This window comes from Arthrobacter sp. sptzw32 (genome assembly GCF_059089735.1).
Map to the genome: position 1 here is coordinate 66845 of NZ_JBNHEZ010000010.1, position 16109 is coordinate 82953.

The 16109-nt window shown below is 64.9% G+C and carries 15 protein-coding genes and 1 tRNA gene; 9 read left to right on the forward strand and 7 right to left on the reverse strand.

Going from position 1 to position 16109, the window contains the following annotated elements; genetic code table 11:
• Position 1 precedes the first annotated feature (1 nt).
• A tRNA-Arg gene (locus tag AC5RVN_RS16710) sits at positions 2-74 on the reverse strand.
• Between the two features lie 84 nt (positions 75-158).
• Here AC5RVN_RS16710 and AC5RVN_RS16715 point away from each other — a divergent pair.
• Positions 159-938, forward strand: a complete 780-nt coding sequence (locus AC5RVN_RS16715) for a DUF998 domain-containing protein (protein WP_494041289.1) — start codon at positions 159-161, stop codon at positions 936-938.
• Here AC5RVN_RS16715 and AC5RVN_RS16720 read toward each other — a convergent pair.
• Positions 935-1567 carry a hypothetical protein gene (locus AC5RVN_RS16720; RefSeq protein ID WP_494138675.1) on the reverse strand — a complete coding sequence of 211 codons (633 nt, stop codon included), beginning with the start codon at positions 1565-1567 and terminating at the stop codon, positions 935-937. The two genes, AC5RVN_RS16715 and AC5RVN_RS16720, sit on opposite strands and share 4 nt — an antisense overlap.
• Before the next feature lie 32 nt (positions 1568-1599).
• Between AC5RVN_RS16720 and AC5RVN_RS16725 the strand changes: the two genes are divergently transcribed.
• From AC5RVN_RS16725 to sucD, 4 genes are all read left to right on the forward strand, one after another.
• Positions 1600-2430 (forward strand): inositol monophosphatase family protein, encoded by an 831-nt coding sequence (locus AC5RVN_RS16725; protein ID WP_494041287.1) that lies wholly within the window; start codon positions 1600-1602, stop codon positions 2428-2430.
• Between the two features lie 77 nt (positions 2431-2507).
• Entirely contained in the window at positions 2508-5012 is a 2505-nt protein-coding gene (gene pcrA / locus AC5RVN_RS16730) for a DNA helicase PcrA (protein WP_494138676.1), read from the forward strand.
• 341 nt (positions 5013-5353) lie between these two features.
• Complete coding sequence (gene sucC / locus AC5RVN_RS16735) at positions 5354-6523, forward strand: ADP-forming succinate--CoA ligase subunit beta (protein WP_494106173.1); 1170 nt, start codon at positions 5354-5356, stop codon at positions 6521-6523.
• A gap of 10 nt (positions 6524-6533) precedes the next feature.
• Positions 6534-7436: a succinate--CoA ligase subunit alpha gene (gene sucD, locus AC5RVN_RS16740; RefSeq protein ID WP_494041284.1), complete on the forward strand. Its 903-nt coding sequence runs from the start codon at positions 6534-6536 to the stop codon at positions 7434-7436.
• Between the two features lie 151 nt (positions 7437-7587).
• Here the strand turns inward: sucD and AC5RVN_RS16745 are convergent, their stop codons facing one another.
• Positions 7588-8070, reverse strand: coding sequence for an SRPBCC family protein (locus tag AC5RVN_RS16745; RefSeq protein WP_494138677.1), 483 nt, complete (start codon positions 8068-8070; stop codon positions 7588-7590).
• On the reverse strand, positions 8067-8426 hold the full coding sequence (locus tag AC5RVN_RS16750; protein ID WP_494041282.1) for an ArsR/SmtB family transcription factor: 360 nt from the start codon (positions 8424-8426) through the stop codon (positions 8067-8069). The genes AC5RVN_RS16745 and AC5RVN_RS16750 overlap by 4 nt, the downstream gene beginning before the upstream one ends.
• Before the next feature lie 158 nt (positions 8427-8584).
• On the opposite strand from AC5RVN_RS16750, the gene AC5RVN_RS16755 reads away from it, so the two are divergent.
• Complete coding sequence (locus AC5RVN_RS16755; RefSeq protein ID WP_494041281.1) at positions 8585-9718, forward strand: LOG family protein; 1134 nt, start codon at positions 8585-8587, stop codon at positions 9716-9718.
• Between the two features lie 29 nt (positions 9719-9747).
• Here AC5RVN_RS16755 and AC5RVN_RS16760 read toward each other — a convergent pair whose 3' ends face one another.
• Together AC5RVN_RS16760 and AC5RVN_RS16765 are read right to left on the reverse strand one after the other, a co-directional pair.
• Complete coding sequence (locus tag AC5RVN_RS16760; protein WP_494138678.1) at positions 9748-10665, reverse strand: matrixin family metalloprotease; 918 nt, start codon at positions 10663-10665, stop codon at positions 9748-9750.
• 97 nt (positions 10666-10762) lie between these two features.
• Positions 10763-11962 (reverse strand): VIT1/CCC1 transporter family protein, encoded by a 1200-nt coding sequence (locus AC5RVN_RS16765; RefSeq protein ID WP_494041279.1) that lies wholly within the window; start codon positions 11960-11962, stop codon positions 10763-10765.
• A gap of 253 nt (positions 11963-12215) precedes the next feature.
• Here AC5RVN_RS16765 and AC5RVN_RS16770 point away from each other — a divergent pair, with 253 nt between their 5' ends.
• Positions 12216-12443, forward strand: a complete 228-nt coding sequence (locus AC5RVN_RS16770) for a hypothetical protein (protein WP_494138679.1) — start codon at positions 12216-12218, stop codon at positions 12441-12443.
• A 96-nt stretch (positions 12444-12539) separates the two neighbouring features.
• Here the strand turns inward: AC5RVN_RS16770 and AC5RVN_RS16775 are convergent, their stop codons facing one another.
• Positions 12540-14054, reverse strand: coding sequence for a sodium:solute symporter family protein (locus tag AC5RVN_RS16775; RefSeq protein WP_494106168.1), 1515 nt, complete (start codon positions 14052-14054; stop codon positions 12540-12542).
• Between the two features lie 267 nt (positions 14055-14321).
• Between AC5RVN_RS16775 and AC5RVN_RS16780 the strand changes: the two genes are divergently transcribed.
• Entirely contained in the window at positions 14322-14897 is a 576-nt protein-coding gene (locus tag AC5RVN_RS16780; RefSeq protein WP_494041276.1) for a helix-turn-helix domain-containing protein, read from the forward strand.
• 144 nt (positions 14898-15041) lie between these two features.
• On the forward strand, positions 15042-16106 hold the full coding sequence (gene speB, locus AC5RVN_RS16785; protein ID WP_494138695.1) for an agmatinase: 1065 nt from the start codon (positions 15042-15044) through the stop codon (positions 16104-16106).
• Positions 16107-16109 lie beyond the last annotated feature (3 nt).

The window sequence follows — 16109 nt, forward strand, 5'->3', positions numbered from 1 at the left end:
GTGCCCTCGATTGGAATCGAACCAACGACACCGGCTTTAGGAGAGCCGTGCTCTATCCACTGAGCTACGAGGGCGGGCGTCCGCAGGATCGGCAGGGCCGGTCCGGCTCGGACACGGATACAAGCATACAAGGTACAGAGCCGTACTACGCTCAAGGCATGAGTTCAGCGCCGTCCACAGCCCGCTCCGTGGCGTTCATTCCGGACACCGCGTCCACGCGGCAGTACATCGGCGCCTGGTCCGTGCTGAGCGTGCTGCAGTATTTCGCGGCGGAGGCGGCAGTCATCGCCGCCTGGGCCGGACCCCGCCCGTACGACCTGCGCACGGGCTACATCAGCGACCTGGGTGCCATCAACTGCGGGATTTTCGACGGCCGTGAGGTTTGCTCGCCGCTGAACTGGCTGATGAACGCCTCCTTTGTGGTCCAGGGGCTGGGGATGCTGCTGGGTGCGCTGCTCCTGAGTTCGGGGCTTCTGCGGGTGGCTGCCCTGGCCAACGCACGCGTGCGGCCGGGCCGGCGCGTTCCTTGGCTGGCCGCCGCCGCTGTCCGGGTGCTGACAGCAACGGCGGGAGCCGGAACGGTGATCGTGGGACTGGTTCCGGAGGACATTGGCTCGGGCTGGCACTACGCCGGAGCGGTAATGTACTTTGCGGCCGGGTCGGTTGCCCTGCTGGTCCTGGGGATCCTGTGGCTGCGAAAAACACTTCTGGCCTGGTTCATCCTTGCCGGCGGCACCGTATCCGCTGCCGCCCTGGTAACCGGCGGGCTTACCGGCATGGCTGTGCCGGAGCCCGGGACCTTGGAGAGGCTCATGGCCTACCCGGTCACGGTGGGAATGGCCACCGCCGGGTTGGTGATCGCGCAGCGGGTGCGCCGGCACCGGAAACTGGTCCGCGCCGCGGCTGCCGCCGGGCAGGGGCTGCAGGGGAGTTTTTAGCCCTCGGCGTCTTGAGGCTTCCGCGCCCGCAGGAATACTGCGGCGGCCCCTGCCAGCAGGCTCAGGACCAGCAGGACCCAGCCGGCGACGGTGAGGGTCGATGCCAGGGCGACCTGGCCGGCGTTGGCCGTTTGCGCTGCCAGCACGCCGTCGATGGCCGCGTTGCCCCAGAGCCGGACGGCGACAAACAGCAGGGGGAGAGCCCACAGCGCCCAGCGCAGCGTTTTCCGTGCAACGCTCGTTCCGATCAGCAGCAGCCAGGTGAACCCGAAGATCAGCGGAAACAGGGTCCCCGCCGTTTTGTGCACGTAATTGAGCTGGCCGCGCGCGTCCTCGTCCATGGCCGAGCGCAGCTGGCCGACGTAAGCGGGATCGAAACCGCCGATGAGTGCATCGGGCATGGCCAAACCGGAGGAGAGCTGCCGCAACTGGTCCAGCGTGAGCAGGTGCACGTACCAGAACAGGAACAGGCTGGCCACCACACCGGCGATCAGGATGAGGTTGCCGTTGCTTTCGGCTTTTTGCGGAGTGCGGGCGGTGGTGGAATTAACCACAGGGGGAAGATGGTGCTGCGGTACAACCGCTTTTGAACCATGCTTCTTGATCCGCTGCGCAGGAGTTTTGGCCATGGCACCATTATCCAGCCCCATAAACTGAAGCCATGACCATTGGCCGGCACAGCGCTGCTGAACTTGACCCTTCCCTGGACGACTACCAGCTGGGGGCAGCCCTGGTCCGCGAAGCCGGGCAGCTGGCGCTGCTCATGCGGATGGCCGGCCTGCAGTCCGAGCAAAAGACTTCCATTTCCGATGTTGTGACCGCGGCAGACCATGCCGCAGAGGCTTACGTGCTGGAGCAACTGCAGCGCTGCCGGCCGGAAGACGGCATCGTGGGAGAGGAAGGCGCCTCGGTGCAGGGCACCAGCGGCCGCACCTGGGTCATCGATCCTGTAGACGGCACCTACAACTTCCTGCACGGCTCCACGTACTGGTGCTCCGCCATAGCCCTGAAGGATCCCTCCGACGTGGTTCTCGGCGCCATCTTCCAGCCTGAGGAGGACAAGCTTTGGGTTGGCGGCAAAGAGCGCGCGGCAACCTTGAACGGTGAGCCCCTGACGGCGTTCCATGAAGACGGGGGAGCGCGGAACAGCACTGCCGTTGCAGAGTTTGGCGCGGCCACCTACATTCACCCCAGCTGGCTGATGGACCCCCTGTGTGCCATGCCCTGGCACGCCGCCGCAACCTCGGCCGCGGCCCTGCGGATGCTCGGCTCGGGCTCCTGCGACCTCGGCCGGGTGGCTGACGGGCAGCTCGGGTGCTGGTTCCAGCACAGCTGCCCGGAGTGGGACTGGCTGCCGGGCAAGGCCATTGTCCGTGCCGCCGGCGGAGCCGTGGACACCGTCCGTGTCAACGGCCTGGAATGGTTTATGGCAGGAGGCACGACGGCGGTACGCGAGTTGCGTGCGGCGTTGGAGTCGGGCTCGGTGGCATAAACGTGCGGGTAATCCCGGCCACGTAATCCACAGCCTGGAAGTGAGTGTCGGCCCCACCGCCTAGACTTGTAGGCATCATGGATATGTTGTTCGACCCGTACTCTGACGGACCTTTTAAGGCCGCTTCCGCCGCCGCTGTCCGCACCAAATCGCCCTCCGAGGGTGTAGCTGCGGCTCCGGGGGCAGGCGGCAGCGTCCGTGTGGACCGGGCTCCGGAAGGGCAGGGCCACCGGGGGCACCGCCTGGATGCCGCCCAGCTCCTTGAGGGGTTGAACCCCCAGCAGGAAGAGGCGGTCAAACACACCGGTCCGGCCCTGCTGATCGTAGCCGGTGCCGGTTCGGGTAAAACCCGTGTGCTCAGTAACAGGATCGCCTACCTCATCGCCACGGGACGGGCCCACCACGGTGAAATCCTCGCCATCACGTTCACCAACAAGGCCGCCGCGGAAATGCGGGAACGCATTGAAGTGCTGGTGGGCGGCCGCGCGAAGATCATGTGGATCTCCACCTTCCACTCATCCTGCGTCCGTATCCTGAGGCAGGAAGCGGCAAACGTTGGTCTGAAATCCAACTTCTCCATCTACGACTCCGCGGACTCCCTCCGGTTGGTCACGCAGGTGTCAAAGGCACTGGACCTGGATCCCAAGAAGTTCGCACCCAAGGCCATCCAGCACAAAATTTCCGCGCTGAAAAATGAGCTCATCGACGCTGACTCGTTCGCCGCCTCGGCGAATTACAACGATCCTTTCGACCAGGCGGTGGCGGACGTCTTCAAGGGCTATACGCAGCGGCTGCGCCAGGCCAACGCCATGGACTTCGATGACCTCATCGCGGAAACCGTCTACATGTTCCGTGCCTTTCCGGCGCTGGCGGAGTCCTACCGCCGCCGGTTCCGGCATGTCCTGGTGGACGAGTACCAGGACACCAACCACGCCCAGTACGCTTTGGTCCGCGAAATCGTGGGCGAAGGCCCGGGAGCGTCGGAGCTGACGGTGGTGGGCGATTCGGACCAGTCCATTTACGCTTTCCGCGGCGCGGACATCCGCAACATCGTGGAGTTCGAGAAGGACTACCCCGAGGCGCGGACCATCAAGCTGGAGCAGAACTACCGGTCCACGCAAAACATCCTCAGTGCCGCCAACTCCGTTATCTCGCGCAACCCCAACCGTCCCGAGAAGCGGCTGTGGACGGCCGAAGGTGACGGCCACAAAATCGTGGGTTATGTGGGCGAGAACGAGCATGACGAGGCCCAGTTCATTGCCAAGGAAATTGACCGGCTCCAGGACGAGGACAACCTCCGTCCGGGCGATGTCGCCATCTTCTACCGCACCAACGCCCAGTCACGCTCCATCGAAGACGTGCTGGTCCGGGTGGGCCTGCCCTACAGGGTGGTGGGCGGCACCCGCTTCTACGAGCGCAAGGAAATCAAGGATGCCCTCGCGTACCTTCGTGTCCTGGTGAATCCGGACGACGACGTCAACCTCCGCCGGGTGCTCAACGAACCAAAGCGCGGCATTGGGGACAGGGCCGAAGGCGCCGTCGCAGCCCTGGCACAGCGTGAGCGGATCTCCTTTATGGCCGCAGCCCGCCGTGCCGAGCAGGCCCCGGCCATGGCCACCCGCTCCGTCAACGCTGTCCTGGGATTCGTAAAGCTGCTGGATGACCTCGCGGAAGTGGCGGCGGGTTCCGGTGCGGCCGCGGCCTTGGAAGCCGTTCTTGAACAGACCGGTTACCTGGCAACACTGCGCGCCAGTACCGATCCGCAGGACGAGTCCCGGGTGGAAAACCTGGCCGAGCTCGTGGCAGTGGTGCGCGAGTACGAACAGGAAAACCCGGAAGGAACGCTTGAGGCCTTCCTTGAACAGGTGTCCCTGGTGGCCGACGCCGACCAGATTCCGGATGCGCCCGGCGGCGACGCGGAAGACACAGCCGCCGCCGTGGCGGAAGCGAAACGGCTGGGGGTTGTCACGCTGATGACGCTGCACACCGCCAAAGGACTCGAATTCCCGGTGGTGTTCCTGACCGGCATGGAGCACGGGCTGTTCCCGCACCAGCGCTCAGCGACGGATCCAAAGGAACTTGCCGAGGAACGCAGGCTCGCGTACGTGGGGCTCACCCGTGCCCGCAAGCGGCTCTACGTCACCCGCTCCGAGGTCCGCAGCATGTGGGGCCAAAGCCAGTACAACCCTGCCAGCCAGTTCCTGGAGGAGATCCCGGCCGACCTTGTGGAGTGGAAGCGCGAAGGCACCACCAGGCAGGCAGGCTGGGGCGGCGGATCCATCGGGTCCAGCCGTTACAGCGGGTCCTTTTGGGGCGCCGGAACAGCCCGCGGTGCCGCCGCTGACCCGTCGGCCGGCTTCAATGCCGATGTTCCGGCGGTCGTCGCCCGGACGCGGGTGCAGCCGCAGAAGGAGGTCGTTGCCGTCAGTGTGGGGGACAAGGTCAACCACACGAGTTTCGGCAATGGAACGGTCCTGGCGCTGGAGGGGGCGGGGGACAAGACCGTAGCCAAGGTGAAGTTCGACGTCGGCGAAAAGCGGCTGCTGCTGCGGTACGCGCCGCTGACTAAACTCGACGCATAACGCCTACGGGGGACTGTTTTGGGGATTGTTGCCGCCTGGAGGGTGGCGTTACGAGCTGATTTCCGGACCCGCCAAAAGCGCCTCCCTGGCACCTTCAAAGGCGTCAAAAACCCCGTAATTCCGCGGTTTTTCTACGCACCATAGAATAGTGTGCTTACTCACATAAGCGGTAGTCTTGGACGGGCCGGTCCCTCCAAAGGACTAGAGTTCCCAGTGGAGCATCACGCCGCGTGGCTCGTTTCCAACAGGCCTCCGGTGCGAGCAATTCCGCAGCCCGGTCATCGTCTTCTGATGGTGTCCGACTGTACAGAAACTACTTCGACGTAGAAGGACACTAAACCGTGGACCTGTTTGAATACCAGGCGCGCGATATGTTCGAGGCGCACGGTGTACCCGTGCTTGCCGGCATCGTGGCGCACACCCCAGAAGAAGCTAAGGCAGCTGCCGAGAAAATCGGCGGCGTGACTGTTGTTAAAGCACAGGTCAAGGTCGGCGGCCGTGGCAAGGCCGGCGGCGTCAAGGTCGCAAAGTCCGCTGACGAAGCTCTTGAGCATTCCACCAACATCCTGGGCATGGACATCAAGGGCCACACCGTCAACAAGGTGATGATCGCCCAGGGTGCCGATATCGCTGAGGAATACTACTTCTCCGTCCTCCTGGACCGGGCCAACCGCAACTACCTGGCCATGTGCTCGGTCGAAGGCGGCATGGAAATCGAACAGCTCGCCGTCGAACGCCCCGAGGCGCTCGCCAAGATCGCCATCGACCCCGCCGTGGGTATCGACCAGGCCAAGGCCGACGAAATCGTCGCCGCCGCAGGCTTCGCTGAGGAACTCCGCGGCAAGGTGGCCGCAGTGATCCTCAAGCTCTGGGACGTCTTCAAGAAGGAAGACGCCACCCTCGTAGAGGTCAACCCGCTTGTCAAGACCGGCGCCGGTGACATCATTGCGCTGGACGGCAAGGTCACGCTGGACGAGAACGCAGAGTTCCGCCACGCCAAGCACGCCCTCCTTGAGGACAAGGACGCCGCTGATCCCCTCGAGGCCAAGGCAAAGGCGCAGGACCTCAACTACGTCAAGCTGGACGGCGAAGTGGGCATCATCGGCAACGGTGCAGGCCTGGTCATGTCCACCCTTGACGTTGTTGCCTACGCCGGCGAGAACCACGGCAACGTCAAGCCCGCCAACTTCCTGGATATCGGCGGCGGAGCCTCCGCCGAGGTCATGGCCGCAGGCCTGGACGTCATCCTCGGCGATGAGCAGGTCAAGTCCGTCTTCGTCAACGTCTTCGGCGGCATCACCGCCTGTGACGCTGTTGCCAAGGGAATCGTTGGTGCACTGGCCGAGCTGGGCCACTCCGCGAACAAGCCGCTGGTAGTCCGCCTCGACGGCAACAACGTTGAGGAAGGCCGCCGCATCCTGGCCGAGGCAAACCACCCGCTGGTTACCCTGGCCGCAACCATGGACGAGGGCGCCGACAAGGCCGCCGAGCTCGCCAACGCAGCTAAGTAAGGGACGCACCATGTCTATCTATCTGAACAAGGACTCCAAGGTCATCGTCCAGGGCATCACCGGCGGCGAAGGCACCAAGCACACCGCACTGATGCTGAAGGCCGGCACCAACATCGTCGGCGGCGTTAACGCCCGCAAGGCCGGCACCACCGTCCTGCACGGCGACAACGAGATCACCGTCTTCGGCACCGTCAAGGAAGCCATGGCCGAGACCGGCGCCGACGTCTCCATCGTCTTCGTGCCCCCGGCATTCACCAAGACCGCCGTTGTCGAAGCCATCGAAGCCGGCATCGGCCTCGTCGTTGTCATCACCGAAGGTGTTCCGGTCCAGGACTCCGCCGAGTTCTGGGCACTTGCCCAGGCCACGGTGGACGCTGACGGCAACCAGGTCACCCGCATCATCGGACCCAACTGCCCCGGAATCATCACTCCCGGCGAGGCACTGGTCGGGATCACGCCGAACAACATCACGGGCAAGGGCCCTATCGGCCTGGTTTCCAAGTCCGGAACCCTGACCTACCAGATGATGTATGAACTGCGTGACCTCGGCTTCTCCACGGCCATCGGCATCGGCGGCGACCCCATTATCGGCACCACGCACATCGACGCCCTGGCCGCGTTCGAAGCTGACCCCGAGACCGAGGCGATCGTGATGATCGGCGAAATCGGTGGCGACGCAGAAGAGCGTGCCGCCGACTTCATCAAGGCCAACGTCACCAAGCCGGTTGTTGGCTACGTTGCAGGCTTCACGGCTCCCGAAGGCAAGACCATGGGCCACGCCGGCGCCATCGTCTCCGGTTCCGCCGGAACCGCCCAGGCCAAGAAGGAAGCCCTCGAGGCTGCAGGCGTGAAGGTCGGCAAGACGCCGTCCGAAACCGCCAAGCTGCTCCGCGAAGTCTACGCAGCCCTCTAGGCGGCAGCACCACCAGCAAAAGAAGCGGGGCCACCTGCCGTCTTTCCGGACGGCAGGTGGCCCCGCTCTTTGCTTTTTGCTTTCCTGCCCTCAAGTACGACGACGAAGGGGTCCTTCCAGCCGAAGCTGCAGTCCGTCGTCGCGCGCTGTCCTAGACCTTCGCGCTGCTGAGCAGCTCATCGAGCCGTTCGTAGCCTTCGGTCATGCCGCCTTCCATGCCGGACTGCGCCATCCCGTCCCGCGCCTCCTGGGTGGGGTAGACCGAATGGCCCCGCAGCCGGCACCGGCCGTTGCCCAGATCCTCAAACGTCATGAACTCCAGGCTGACCACGTCCGGGTAGCCGCCGAACTCAAAGATCTGGATGGCGAACTCGTTCTCGCGGACCGTATGGAAGATGCCCTTGAACTCGTAGGGCACCCCTTCCGGGCCCGTGTGCAGGTAGCTGTAGCTGCCACCGGTGCGGAAGTCGTAGTGGTCGATGTCCATTTTGTAGCCCCGCGGCCCAAGCCACTGGACGAGCAGGTCCGGTTCCTTGTGGGCGCGGAACACCTCCGCCACCGGGAAGTCGAACTCGCGCTCGTAGTCGATGAAGGGAAGGCCTTCGGGGACGGTGAGTTTCAGAGAATTGGTCATGACTGTTCCTTTGCCTTGGCGCCGCCATGCCCGGCGCTGGATTCAAGCACGGCATCCAGGCTGCGGAACTGCTCCTCGCGGACCAACCTGTACTGGTCAATCCAGGCGGTGAGTGCCTCCAGCCGTGCGGGGTTCAGGTGGACGGGCCGGCGCTGGGCATCCCTGCTGCGGGTGACCAGCTGCGCCTGCTCGAGTACCTGTATGTGCTTCGAGATTCCCTGCTTGGACATCTCAAAGGGTTCCGCCAGTTCGTTTACGGTGGCCGGTCCCCGGCTGAGCCTTGCGATGATGCTTCTCCGCACGGGATCAGCCAGCGCCATGAATGCGGAGTCGAGGGCCGCGCTTTCGGGAATCATTCCTACCTCTTTAGTCAACCAACAGCTTTATCAACTGCTTGGTTGTTTAAGGGTAGGGCTGGGCACGCTCCAACGCAAGCCCCAGTCCTGAAATAGGCTGAAAGGATGAACGACCCCTCGCAACTCCCCGTCCCCCTGGTCCGTCAGGGCAGGACACCGTGAACCTCTCCGGGAATTTGGGCCCAAGCCCCCGCAGCCTCGAAGTGAACGACCTCGCCGTCTTCGACCAACTGGTCGCCGCGCGCGGAACGGAGCTGGACGGCTGGCACGCCCAGTCGCTCGACCTGCGCGGCCGGGCCCCGGCCCTGGAACAGGTGAAGGTTGAGGGGGCCATCTTCCTTGGCTGCACCTTTGACGACGGGATGGAGGACACCCTGCGACGCCGGGGAGCCCTGATTTTCCCTCGCCTCGAGTCAGTACCCTTCAACCCCTACCGGGCAGAGCTGTACTCTCCCGCCGAGCTTTACGCCGGCTTAAAGGAGGCCCCGTATGAAGAACTGCCGGACGCCCGCATCTACCAGTGGAGCATTCAGCCAGGGCAGCGGCACCGGCTGGACGCCACCCTCGCCTCAGCGCTGCACGACCACGCCATCGGCGATGCGCTGGAGGAAGCCATCCGTTCCGGCCCCTTCACAGCCCGGTCCGTGGTGGGCGTCATGGGCGGGCACGCAGCCCAGCGGGCAAGTGCCGACTATACCCAGGCAGCCCGGCTCGGCAGGCTGCTTGCCCGGGAGGGGCATGTGGTGGCGACCGGCGGGGGACCGGGAGCCATGGAGGCCGCCAACCTGGGCGCCTATCTCAGCCAGGCGGACGACGCCGGGCTGGAGGCTGCGCTGGCAGGGCTCGCCTCCGTCCCGGGGTTCCGTCCCTCGGTGTCCGCATGGGCGCGGGCGGCGGCAGCCGTCGTCGACCGCTATCCGGACGGAACGCCGTCGCTGGGCATCCCCACCTGGTTCTACGGCCATGAGCCGCCCAACTACTTCGCCACCCACACCGCCAAGTACTTCGCCAATGCCATCCGCGAGGCCATCCTGCTGGAGCTTTGCCAAGGCGGCATCATTTTCCTGCCCGGAGCCGCCGGAACCGTGCAGGAGATTTTCCAGGACGCTTGTGAAAACTACTACGGCGCCCGCGAGAAAATTACACCAATGGTGCTGGTGGGCAGGCACCACTGGGAGCACCAGTATCCGGCCTGGCAGATGCTGCGCAGCCTGGCCGCGGGCAGGCCAATGGCGGACCGGATTTTCCTGGTGGACACCGTGGATGAGGCAGTGAAGGTTTTGGGGACCTGACCGCGGCCTGGCCGTTGTTATCCGGCTGCTCAGAGGTCCTTGCGGCACTGGGCTTTGCTCAACGCGTACAAGCCGTTGAGGTCCCCTTCGGACAGCCCCTCGGGAGTGCCGATTTCCGGGTACATCAGCTGGGTGGGATCCTCCACATGGTCCAGCCCCATCACATGGCTGAGCTCGTGCAGGATCACAGCAGTGGCATACAGGTGGCCGTTGGGATTCAACAGCTCATCGGCTATCTGCGGTGCGTCCAGGTCGAGGCCGCCGGTTACAAAGGTCTTCGGGCCGTCGTCGTAGCCGTAGTGGGTGCTGCCTCCGGTGCCAATCACCTTGCCCTTGAGCTGCGGGGCCACCTCCGGGGTAGTCCACGCGATGAGCAGCGGGGCCCAGCGATCGCCGTAGGCGTCCGGCTGGTAGGGCGGCCGCTGCGGCGATGGCAGTTCGCGGGTGGTGCCATCGTAGATGAACGTTATTCCGGTGGCAGCGGAAACAACAGCGATGGCTTCCGGGACCAAGTGCTGCGCGCCCGCGGGCGCCAGCTCGTCATTGATGACGTAGTGCAGCGGCCGGCACGGAGAGTACCCTACCGGGCTGCCGTCGCCGTTAACCGCAAGAAACTGATAGGAATCGTTGGCCACGGCTGGCGGCACAGGCGCGCCCAAGGGGGCGGCTCCTTCCCCGACTCCCGCCGGCGGCGCTCCCGTCCGTGCCCCCGCAGGCTGTCCGACGGATTCCGATGCGGCACCGCCTTGGGGGCCGCCTTCCTGTCCGCCGGCACCCGGCCCAAGGCGAACGTCGAGGAGGTCCTTGAACCGCGGATCATCAAGCACCAGCGCTGCCACCAACAACGCCGCGGAGAACAGGGCACCCGTAAGCACGAACCGAAGGGCCCTTGCGCTGCTTCCAGGGCGTGCCCGCCTTCCGGCACGGCGTGGTGGTTGTCCGTCCACTACAGCACCCCCACATGTCGCCAGCTCATCCGCTGCCGCCAGCGGACCTGTTGCCAGTGCACTTTACAGCCCGTGGTCAATCGACAGCAGGCAACTGCTACTGGACAACCGTGCCGAAGACCAGCCCCAGCAGGTAGGTAACCGCCGCGGCGCCCAGCCCGATGGCGAGCTGGCGCAGCCCGCGGGTCAGCGGGGACGTGCCGGAGAGCAGGCCGACGATGCCGCCGGTGACCAGCAGGGCAACGCCTACAAGCACGCCTGCCACCATCAGGGCGGCTGCGCCGGTCATGCCGAACAGGAACGGCAAAATCGGGACGATGGCGCCCGAGGCAAAGAAGCAGAAGCTGGAGAGCGCCGCACCCCAGGCTGTGCCCACGGCTTCGTGCTGGTCCCCGGCCTCGGGAAGTTCCGGCTGCAGGGACAGGCTGGGGTCACAGTCGCAGGACAGGAGGCCCATGCGTTCGGCAACGCGGTGCTGCGCTGCTTCCTGTGACATACCCCTGGCCAGGTAAACGAGCAGCAATTCGTTGTGCTCAAGGTCCAGTTTGGGGGCCGCGGCCAGGGTGACCTGGGTGGGCCGGGTGGCTGCCAGGAGTTCCCGCTGCGAGCGGACCGAGATGAACTCGCCGGCTCCCATGGACATGGCACCTGCCAGCAAACCCGCAATGCCGCTGAGCAGCACTACGCTGCTGGCCACACCGGATGCGGCCATGCCCATCACCAGGGAAAGGTTGCTGACCAGGCCGTCGTTGGCGCCGAAGACGGCGGCGCGGAAGGTTCCGGCAAGCCGATTGCGGCCGCGCGTGGCCAGTCCACGGACCACTTCCTCGTGGATCTGCTCGTCTGCGGCCATCGCATCCGTTGCGTTGGGGTCCTTGGCGTAGGGGGAGCGCCCCTCCGCACGCTGGGCCAGGGCCAGCACGAACACCGAACCGAAGTGTCGGGCCAGGAAACCGAGCACCTGGCTGCGGATGGAGGCCGGGCGGGGCTTGCCGGCGTGCTGGCCGAGGAGACCCAGCCAGTGGGCTTCGTGCCGTCCTTCCGCTTCCGCAAGGGCCAGGAGGATGTCGCGTTCCTCACCCTGCCGGTTTTGCGCCAGGTCACGGTAGACAGCGGCCTCGGCCCGTTCATCCGCCAGGTACTGGCGCCAGCGCCGGATATCCGCGGCGGAGGGCGGGGGCACCGGCGGGGCTGCCGGTGAAGGCGCTGAGGGGCCGGTGGCGGCAGGGCCGGAATCCGCGGAAAACGGCTCTGACGGGGTGTCACGGTGGCGGTATGCATCGGCGTGCTGAGACACGTAAACTCCTGGGCTGGATGGGGCGTGGTGCGGCCCCATTGCCCCGCCAGCTTACCGCGGAAATCCGCGGTTTTTCGGCCGGCCTCCCTACCTGAGAAGTTTCGGTTCCCCTCAATATGCAGGGGTTTAGGGCCTTCCGGCCGCCGTTCGCCGGCCCTTGACCACGGCAACCCGCGGTGCTGTGATGAAACTGTGGCGCTCGCCGGCGCCCACCAAAAGAGCACGTCAGAGGCGAACAAACGGAGGTAGCACAATGAACACCACCGGACAGCACCCGGACATGCCCCACCTGGATTCGGTGGAAGCCGATCCCGCTTATGACTATGCCGAGGATGTGCCCGTCATCAAGGAAGACTGGGACGCCGAGGATGAATTCCTGGATGCGGAGGAGCCCGTAGTCCAGACGCCGCCCGTAGTCATCGACGCGGAGGAACGCGTGGTTCCCCTGGATGACGACGAGTTCCGCGAGACGACTGAATAGCGCGAAACCGGAAGAGAACTGACGACGGCGGCACCTCACCTTCGCTTGGTAGCGAGGTGAGGTGCCGCCGTCGTCCGGGTGACCGTTAAGCTGCCGTCAGGAGGCCGTAACTGCTTCCGGCGCCTCGGTGTCCTGCCCGGAAACGCGGCGCTGCCAGTTGCGCATCACCTGGGGGTCGGTGGGTTTTGTCAGCAGGGAGACCGTGACGTACACCACGGCGGATGCGAGCAAGCCGTAGTAGATGGGTTCGTTGGCGTAGATGCCGTCCAGCGGCGCCTTTGCGTTGATTTCGAGGATGATCATGGTGCCAAGCGTGACGACCGAGCCCACGGCCATGGAAGCGGCCGCGGCCACGCCGGTGCCGCGCTTCCAGACCAGGCCACCGAGGATGGCGACCAGGAGGCCCCCCACCAGGATGTCGTACGCGATGGTCAGGGCCGCCACCACGTCCTTGGTGATGATGGCGATGACGATGGCAACGATGCCCAAAGTGAGGACCCAGATGCGGTTGGCCTTGACGTCGTGTTCCGGGTTGTCCGTGTCCTCGGTGTTGACCGTCTTGCCGAACCAGCTGGCCACAAACGGCAGGACGTCCGCGCGGGCAACTGTTGCGGCCGCGATGAGTGCCCCTGATGCCGTGGACATCATTGCTGCCACAGCGGCGGCCAGGACCAGCCCGCCGATTCCGATGGGCAGCAGGCTCTGGGCCACTTCAGCGTAGACGTCGTCCTTCGCGGCAATTTCGATGTCGGCCAGTGCCACGCTGGCGGCCATGCCGATCAGTGCGCCGGCAACACCGTAGAGGATGCAATAGATGCCGGCGGTGGCGCCGCCCCACCTGGCCACCTTGGCTGTCTTGGCAGTAAAGACGCGCTGCCAGATGTCCTGGCCGATCAGCAGGCCGAGGGTGTACACCACGAAGTAGGTGATGATGGTCTGCAGGCCGATGCCGTCGATCTGGAAAAAGCTCTCGTCCACCCGGCTGCGGATGCCGTCCATGCCGCCGGCGGCGTTGAGGGTGAACGGGAGCATCAGGAAGAAGATCCCGACCGTCTTGATGATGAACTGCACCTGGTCAGCGAGGGTGATGGACCACATGCCGCCCACCGTGGAGTAGATCAACACGATGGCGCCGCCGACGGCGATGGCCATTGCGCGGTCCCAGTCGAAGAGCACCACGAAGATGGTGGCGTAGGCGCCGGTGGAGGTGGCGCAAAGCATCAGCGTGTACGCGAGCATCACGATGCCCGAAGCCTCGGTGGCCCTGCTGCCGTACCTCAGCGTGAGCATCTGCGACACGGTGTAGATCTTCAGCTTCTGGATGGTCCCGGCAAACAGCAGGCTAAGGAGCAGGACACCGGCGCCAATGGCGACGACCAGCCACATGCCGGAGATGCCGAATTTGTAGCCGAGGCCTACCCCGCCCACTGTCGAGGCGCCGCCCAGGACGACGGCCGCCATGGTCCCGGTGTAAAGGAACGGGCCAAGGCGGCGGCCGGCCACGAGGAAGTCGCTGTTGTTCTTGGTGCGGGACTTCCCCCACCAGCCGAATGCCAGCATTGCGAGAAGGTACACCACCACGATGGCGATGTTGATGACATTTGCGTCCACGAGGACTCCTTGGAGCTGTTGGCAGCCGGGTGGTTCCGGGAAAGGGAGCCGGGAGCCGCTGCACGAGGGGGATGAGGCTGAGAGTCGAATCTCGGATATTGCCCTATAGGCAACAGATGTTTTCCAAAGAGTAGGCTGTGACCGTGGTAACAGTCAAGAGAATGCACGCTTGCCCGGCCACGAGCGCCATGCACGCGTCACAGAAGCCGCTGGCTATTAGTATTGCTCCAGAGTGGGGCCGGGCGGCCGGCCGTGAAAGGTACGCAGATGAAGGCACTGCCAGTTGAGCCCAGCAACGTACCTGTTGCCATTGGCTCCCGGATCCGCGCCGCGAGGCAGTCCCAGCGGCTCACCATTGAGCAGGTTGCTGACGCCACGGGACTCACCAAGGGGTTTCTCAGCCGGGTTGAGCGTGACCTGACATCCCCTTCCGTAGCCTCGCTGGTAACGCTGTGCCAGGTCCTCTCCATCTCCATTGGTGAATTGTTTGCCGCCCCGGAAACGCACCTCACCAAACGCAACGACGGCCCCCGGATCTCCCTCGGCGGCCAGGGGATCGTGGAGCGCCTGCTCACGGCTCGTTCGGAGCGGCGCATCCAGATCATCCAGGCCTGCATCGAACCGCACGGCCGCGGCGAGACGGAGCTCTACGCCGTCGACTGCGACGTCGACGTCCTTCACGTCATCAAAGGCAGCATCCGGCTGATTCTCACCAACGAGGAATATGACCTCACCACAGGGGATACCGTGACCTTCCCCGGCCGGGAACCACACACCTGGGTCAACCCGACGGATAAGCCGGTCGAGGTTCTCTGGGTTCTGGTTCCCGCCGCCAGCCGCTGACAGCCCCTTGTCTTCTTTTGTTGATGCCCTGGGCTGGTCGTGCCTCAAGCCAGGCTTGGCCGGTAAACAACTGGTGCACATATGAAAACAAGCTGTATGATGGCAGTCACATCCATTCTCAACTCCTCGAAGGAGAGGCCTCCATTGGAAGAGCTGCGCATAGAAGCCAACGGCAACCTTGGCCCCATCGATTCATCCCGTATTCCCCGGTACGCAGGGGCAGCCACTTATGCCCGGCTTCCCCGCCTGGACCAGGTGCAAAAGGCGGACATCACGGTGGTGGGCGTTCCTTTCGACTCCGGCGTCTCCTACCGTCCGGGAGCCCGCTTCGGTGCGAACCACGTTCGCGAGGCAAGCCGGCTGCTGCGCCCCTACAACCCGGCCTGGGACGTCAGCCCCTTCGAGAATGTCCAGGTGGCCGACGCCGGGGACATGGCGGTCAACCCGTTCAATATCAACGAGGCCATCGAGACTGTCCAGCAGAACGCGCTGGACCTCACCGCCGGCGGCAGCAAGCTGGTGACCCTTGGCGGCGACCACACCATCGCCCTGCCCTTGCTCCGTGCAGCCGCCGAGCGCGCCGGCGAACCTATCGCCATGCTGCACTTCGACGCCCACCTTGATACCTGGGACACCTACTTCGGTGCCGAATACACCCACGGCACCCCGTTCCGCCGCGCCGTCGAGGAGGGCATCCTGGACACCGAGGCCATCAGCCACATCGGAACCCGCGGGCCGCTCTACGGCAAAAAGGATCTCGACGACGACCACCGCTTTGGGTTCGGTATCGTCACCTCCGCAGACGTCTACTACCAGGGCGTCCTCGAAACGGTGGCCAAGGTCCGCGACCGGATCGGCAACCGCCCCCTCTACATCTCTGTGGACATTGACGTCCTTGATCCGGCACACGCACCCGGAACCGGCACCCCGGAAGCGGGCGGCATCACCAGCCGCGAACTGCTGGAAATCATCCGCGGCTTCCGCGGCATGAACCTGGTGGGCGCCGACGTCGTGGAAGTGGCCCCCGCCTACGACCACGCCGAGATCACCGGTGTTGCAGCAAGCCATGTCGCCTACGAACTGGTGACCCTTCTGGCGGACAACGCCGTCGCCGGGGACCGGTTCGGAGCCGAAACAGGCTATGCAGCGCAAGCCCTTGGCCAGGAAGCCCGCCGCCCCGCAGGCTTCGCCGCAGCCGGCACGGAGTAGCCA

Bases quoted from the DNA above. Each gene is read 5' to 3' on its own strand.
- AC5RVN_RS16715 (WP_494041289.1), top strand. From the start codon at position 159: ATGAGTTCAGCGCCGTCCACAGCCCGCTCCGTGGCGTTCATTCCGGAC.
- AC5RVN_RS16720 (WP_494138675.1), bottom strand. From the start codon at position 1,567: ATGGCCAAAACTCCTGCGCAGCGGATCAAGAAGCATGGTTCAAAAGCG.
- AC5RVN_RS16725 (WP_494041287.1), top strand. From the start codon at position 1,600: ATGACCATTGGCCGGCACAGCGCTGCTGAACTTGACCCTTCCCTGGAC.
- pcrA (WP_494138676.1), top strand. From the start codon at position 2,508: ATGGATATGTTGTTCGACCCGTACTCTGACGGACCTTTTAAGGCCGCT.
- sucD (WP_494041284.1), top strand. From the start codon at position 6,534: ATGTCTATCTATCTGAACAAGGACTCCAAGGTCATCGTCCAGGGCATC.
- AC5RVN_RS16745 (WP_494138677.1), bottom strand. From the start codon at position 8,070: ATGACCAATTCTCTGAAACTCACCGTCCCCGAAGGCCTTCCCTTCATC.
- AC5RVN_RS16750 (WP_494041282.1), bottom strand. From the start codon at position 8,426: ATGATTCCCGAAAGCGCGGCCCTCGACTCCGCATTCATGGCGCTGGCT.
- AC5RVN_RS16770 (WP_494138679.1), top strand. From the start codon at position 12,216: ATGAACACCACCGGACAGCACCCGGACATGCCCCACCTGGATTCGGTG.
- AC5RVN_RS16780 (WP_494041276.1), top strand. From the start codon at position 14,322: ATGAAGGCACTGCCAGTTGAGCCCAGCAACGTACCTGTTGCCATTGGC.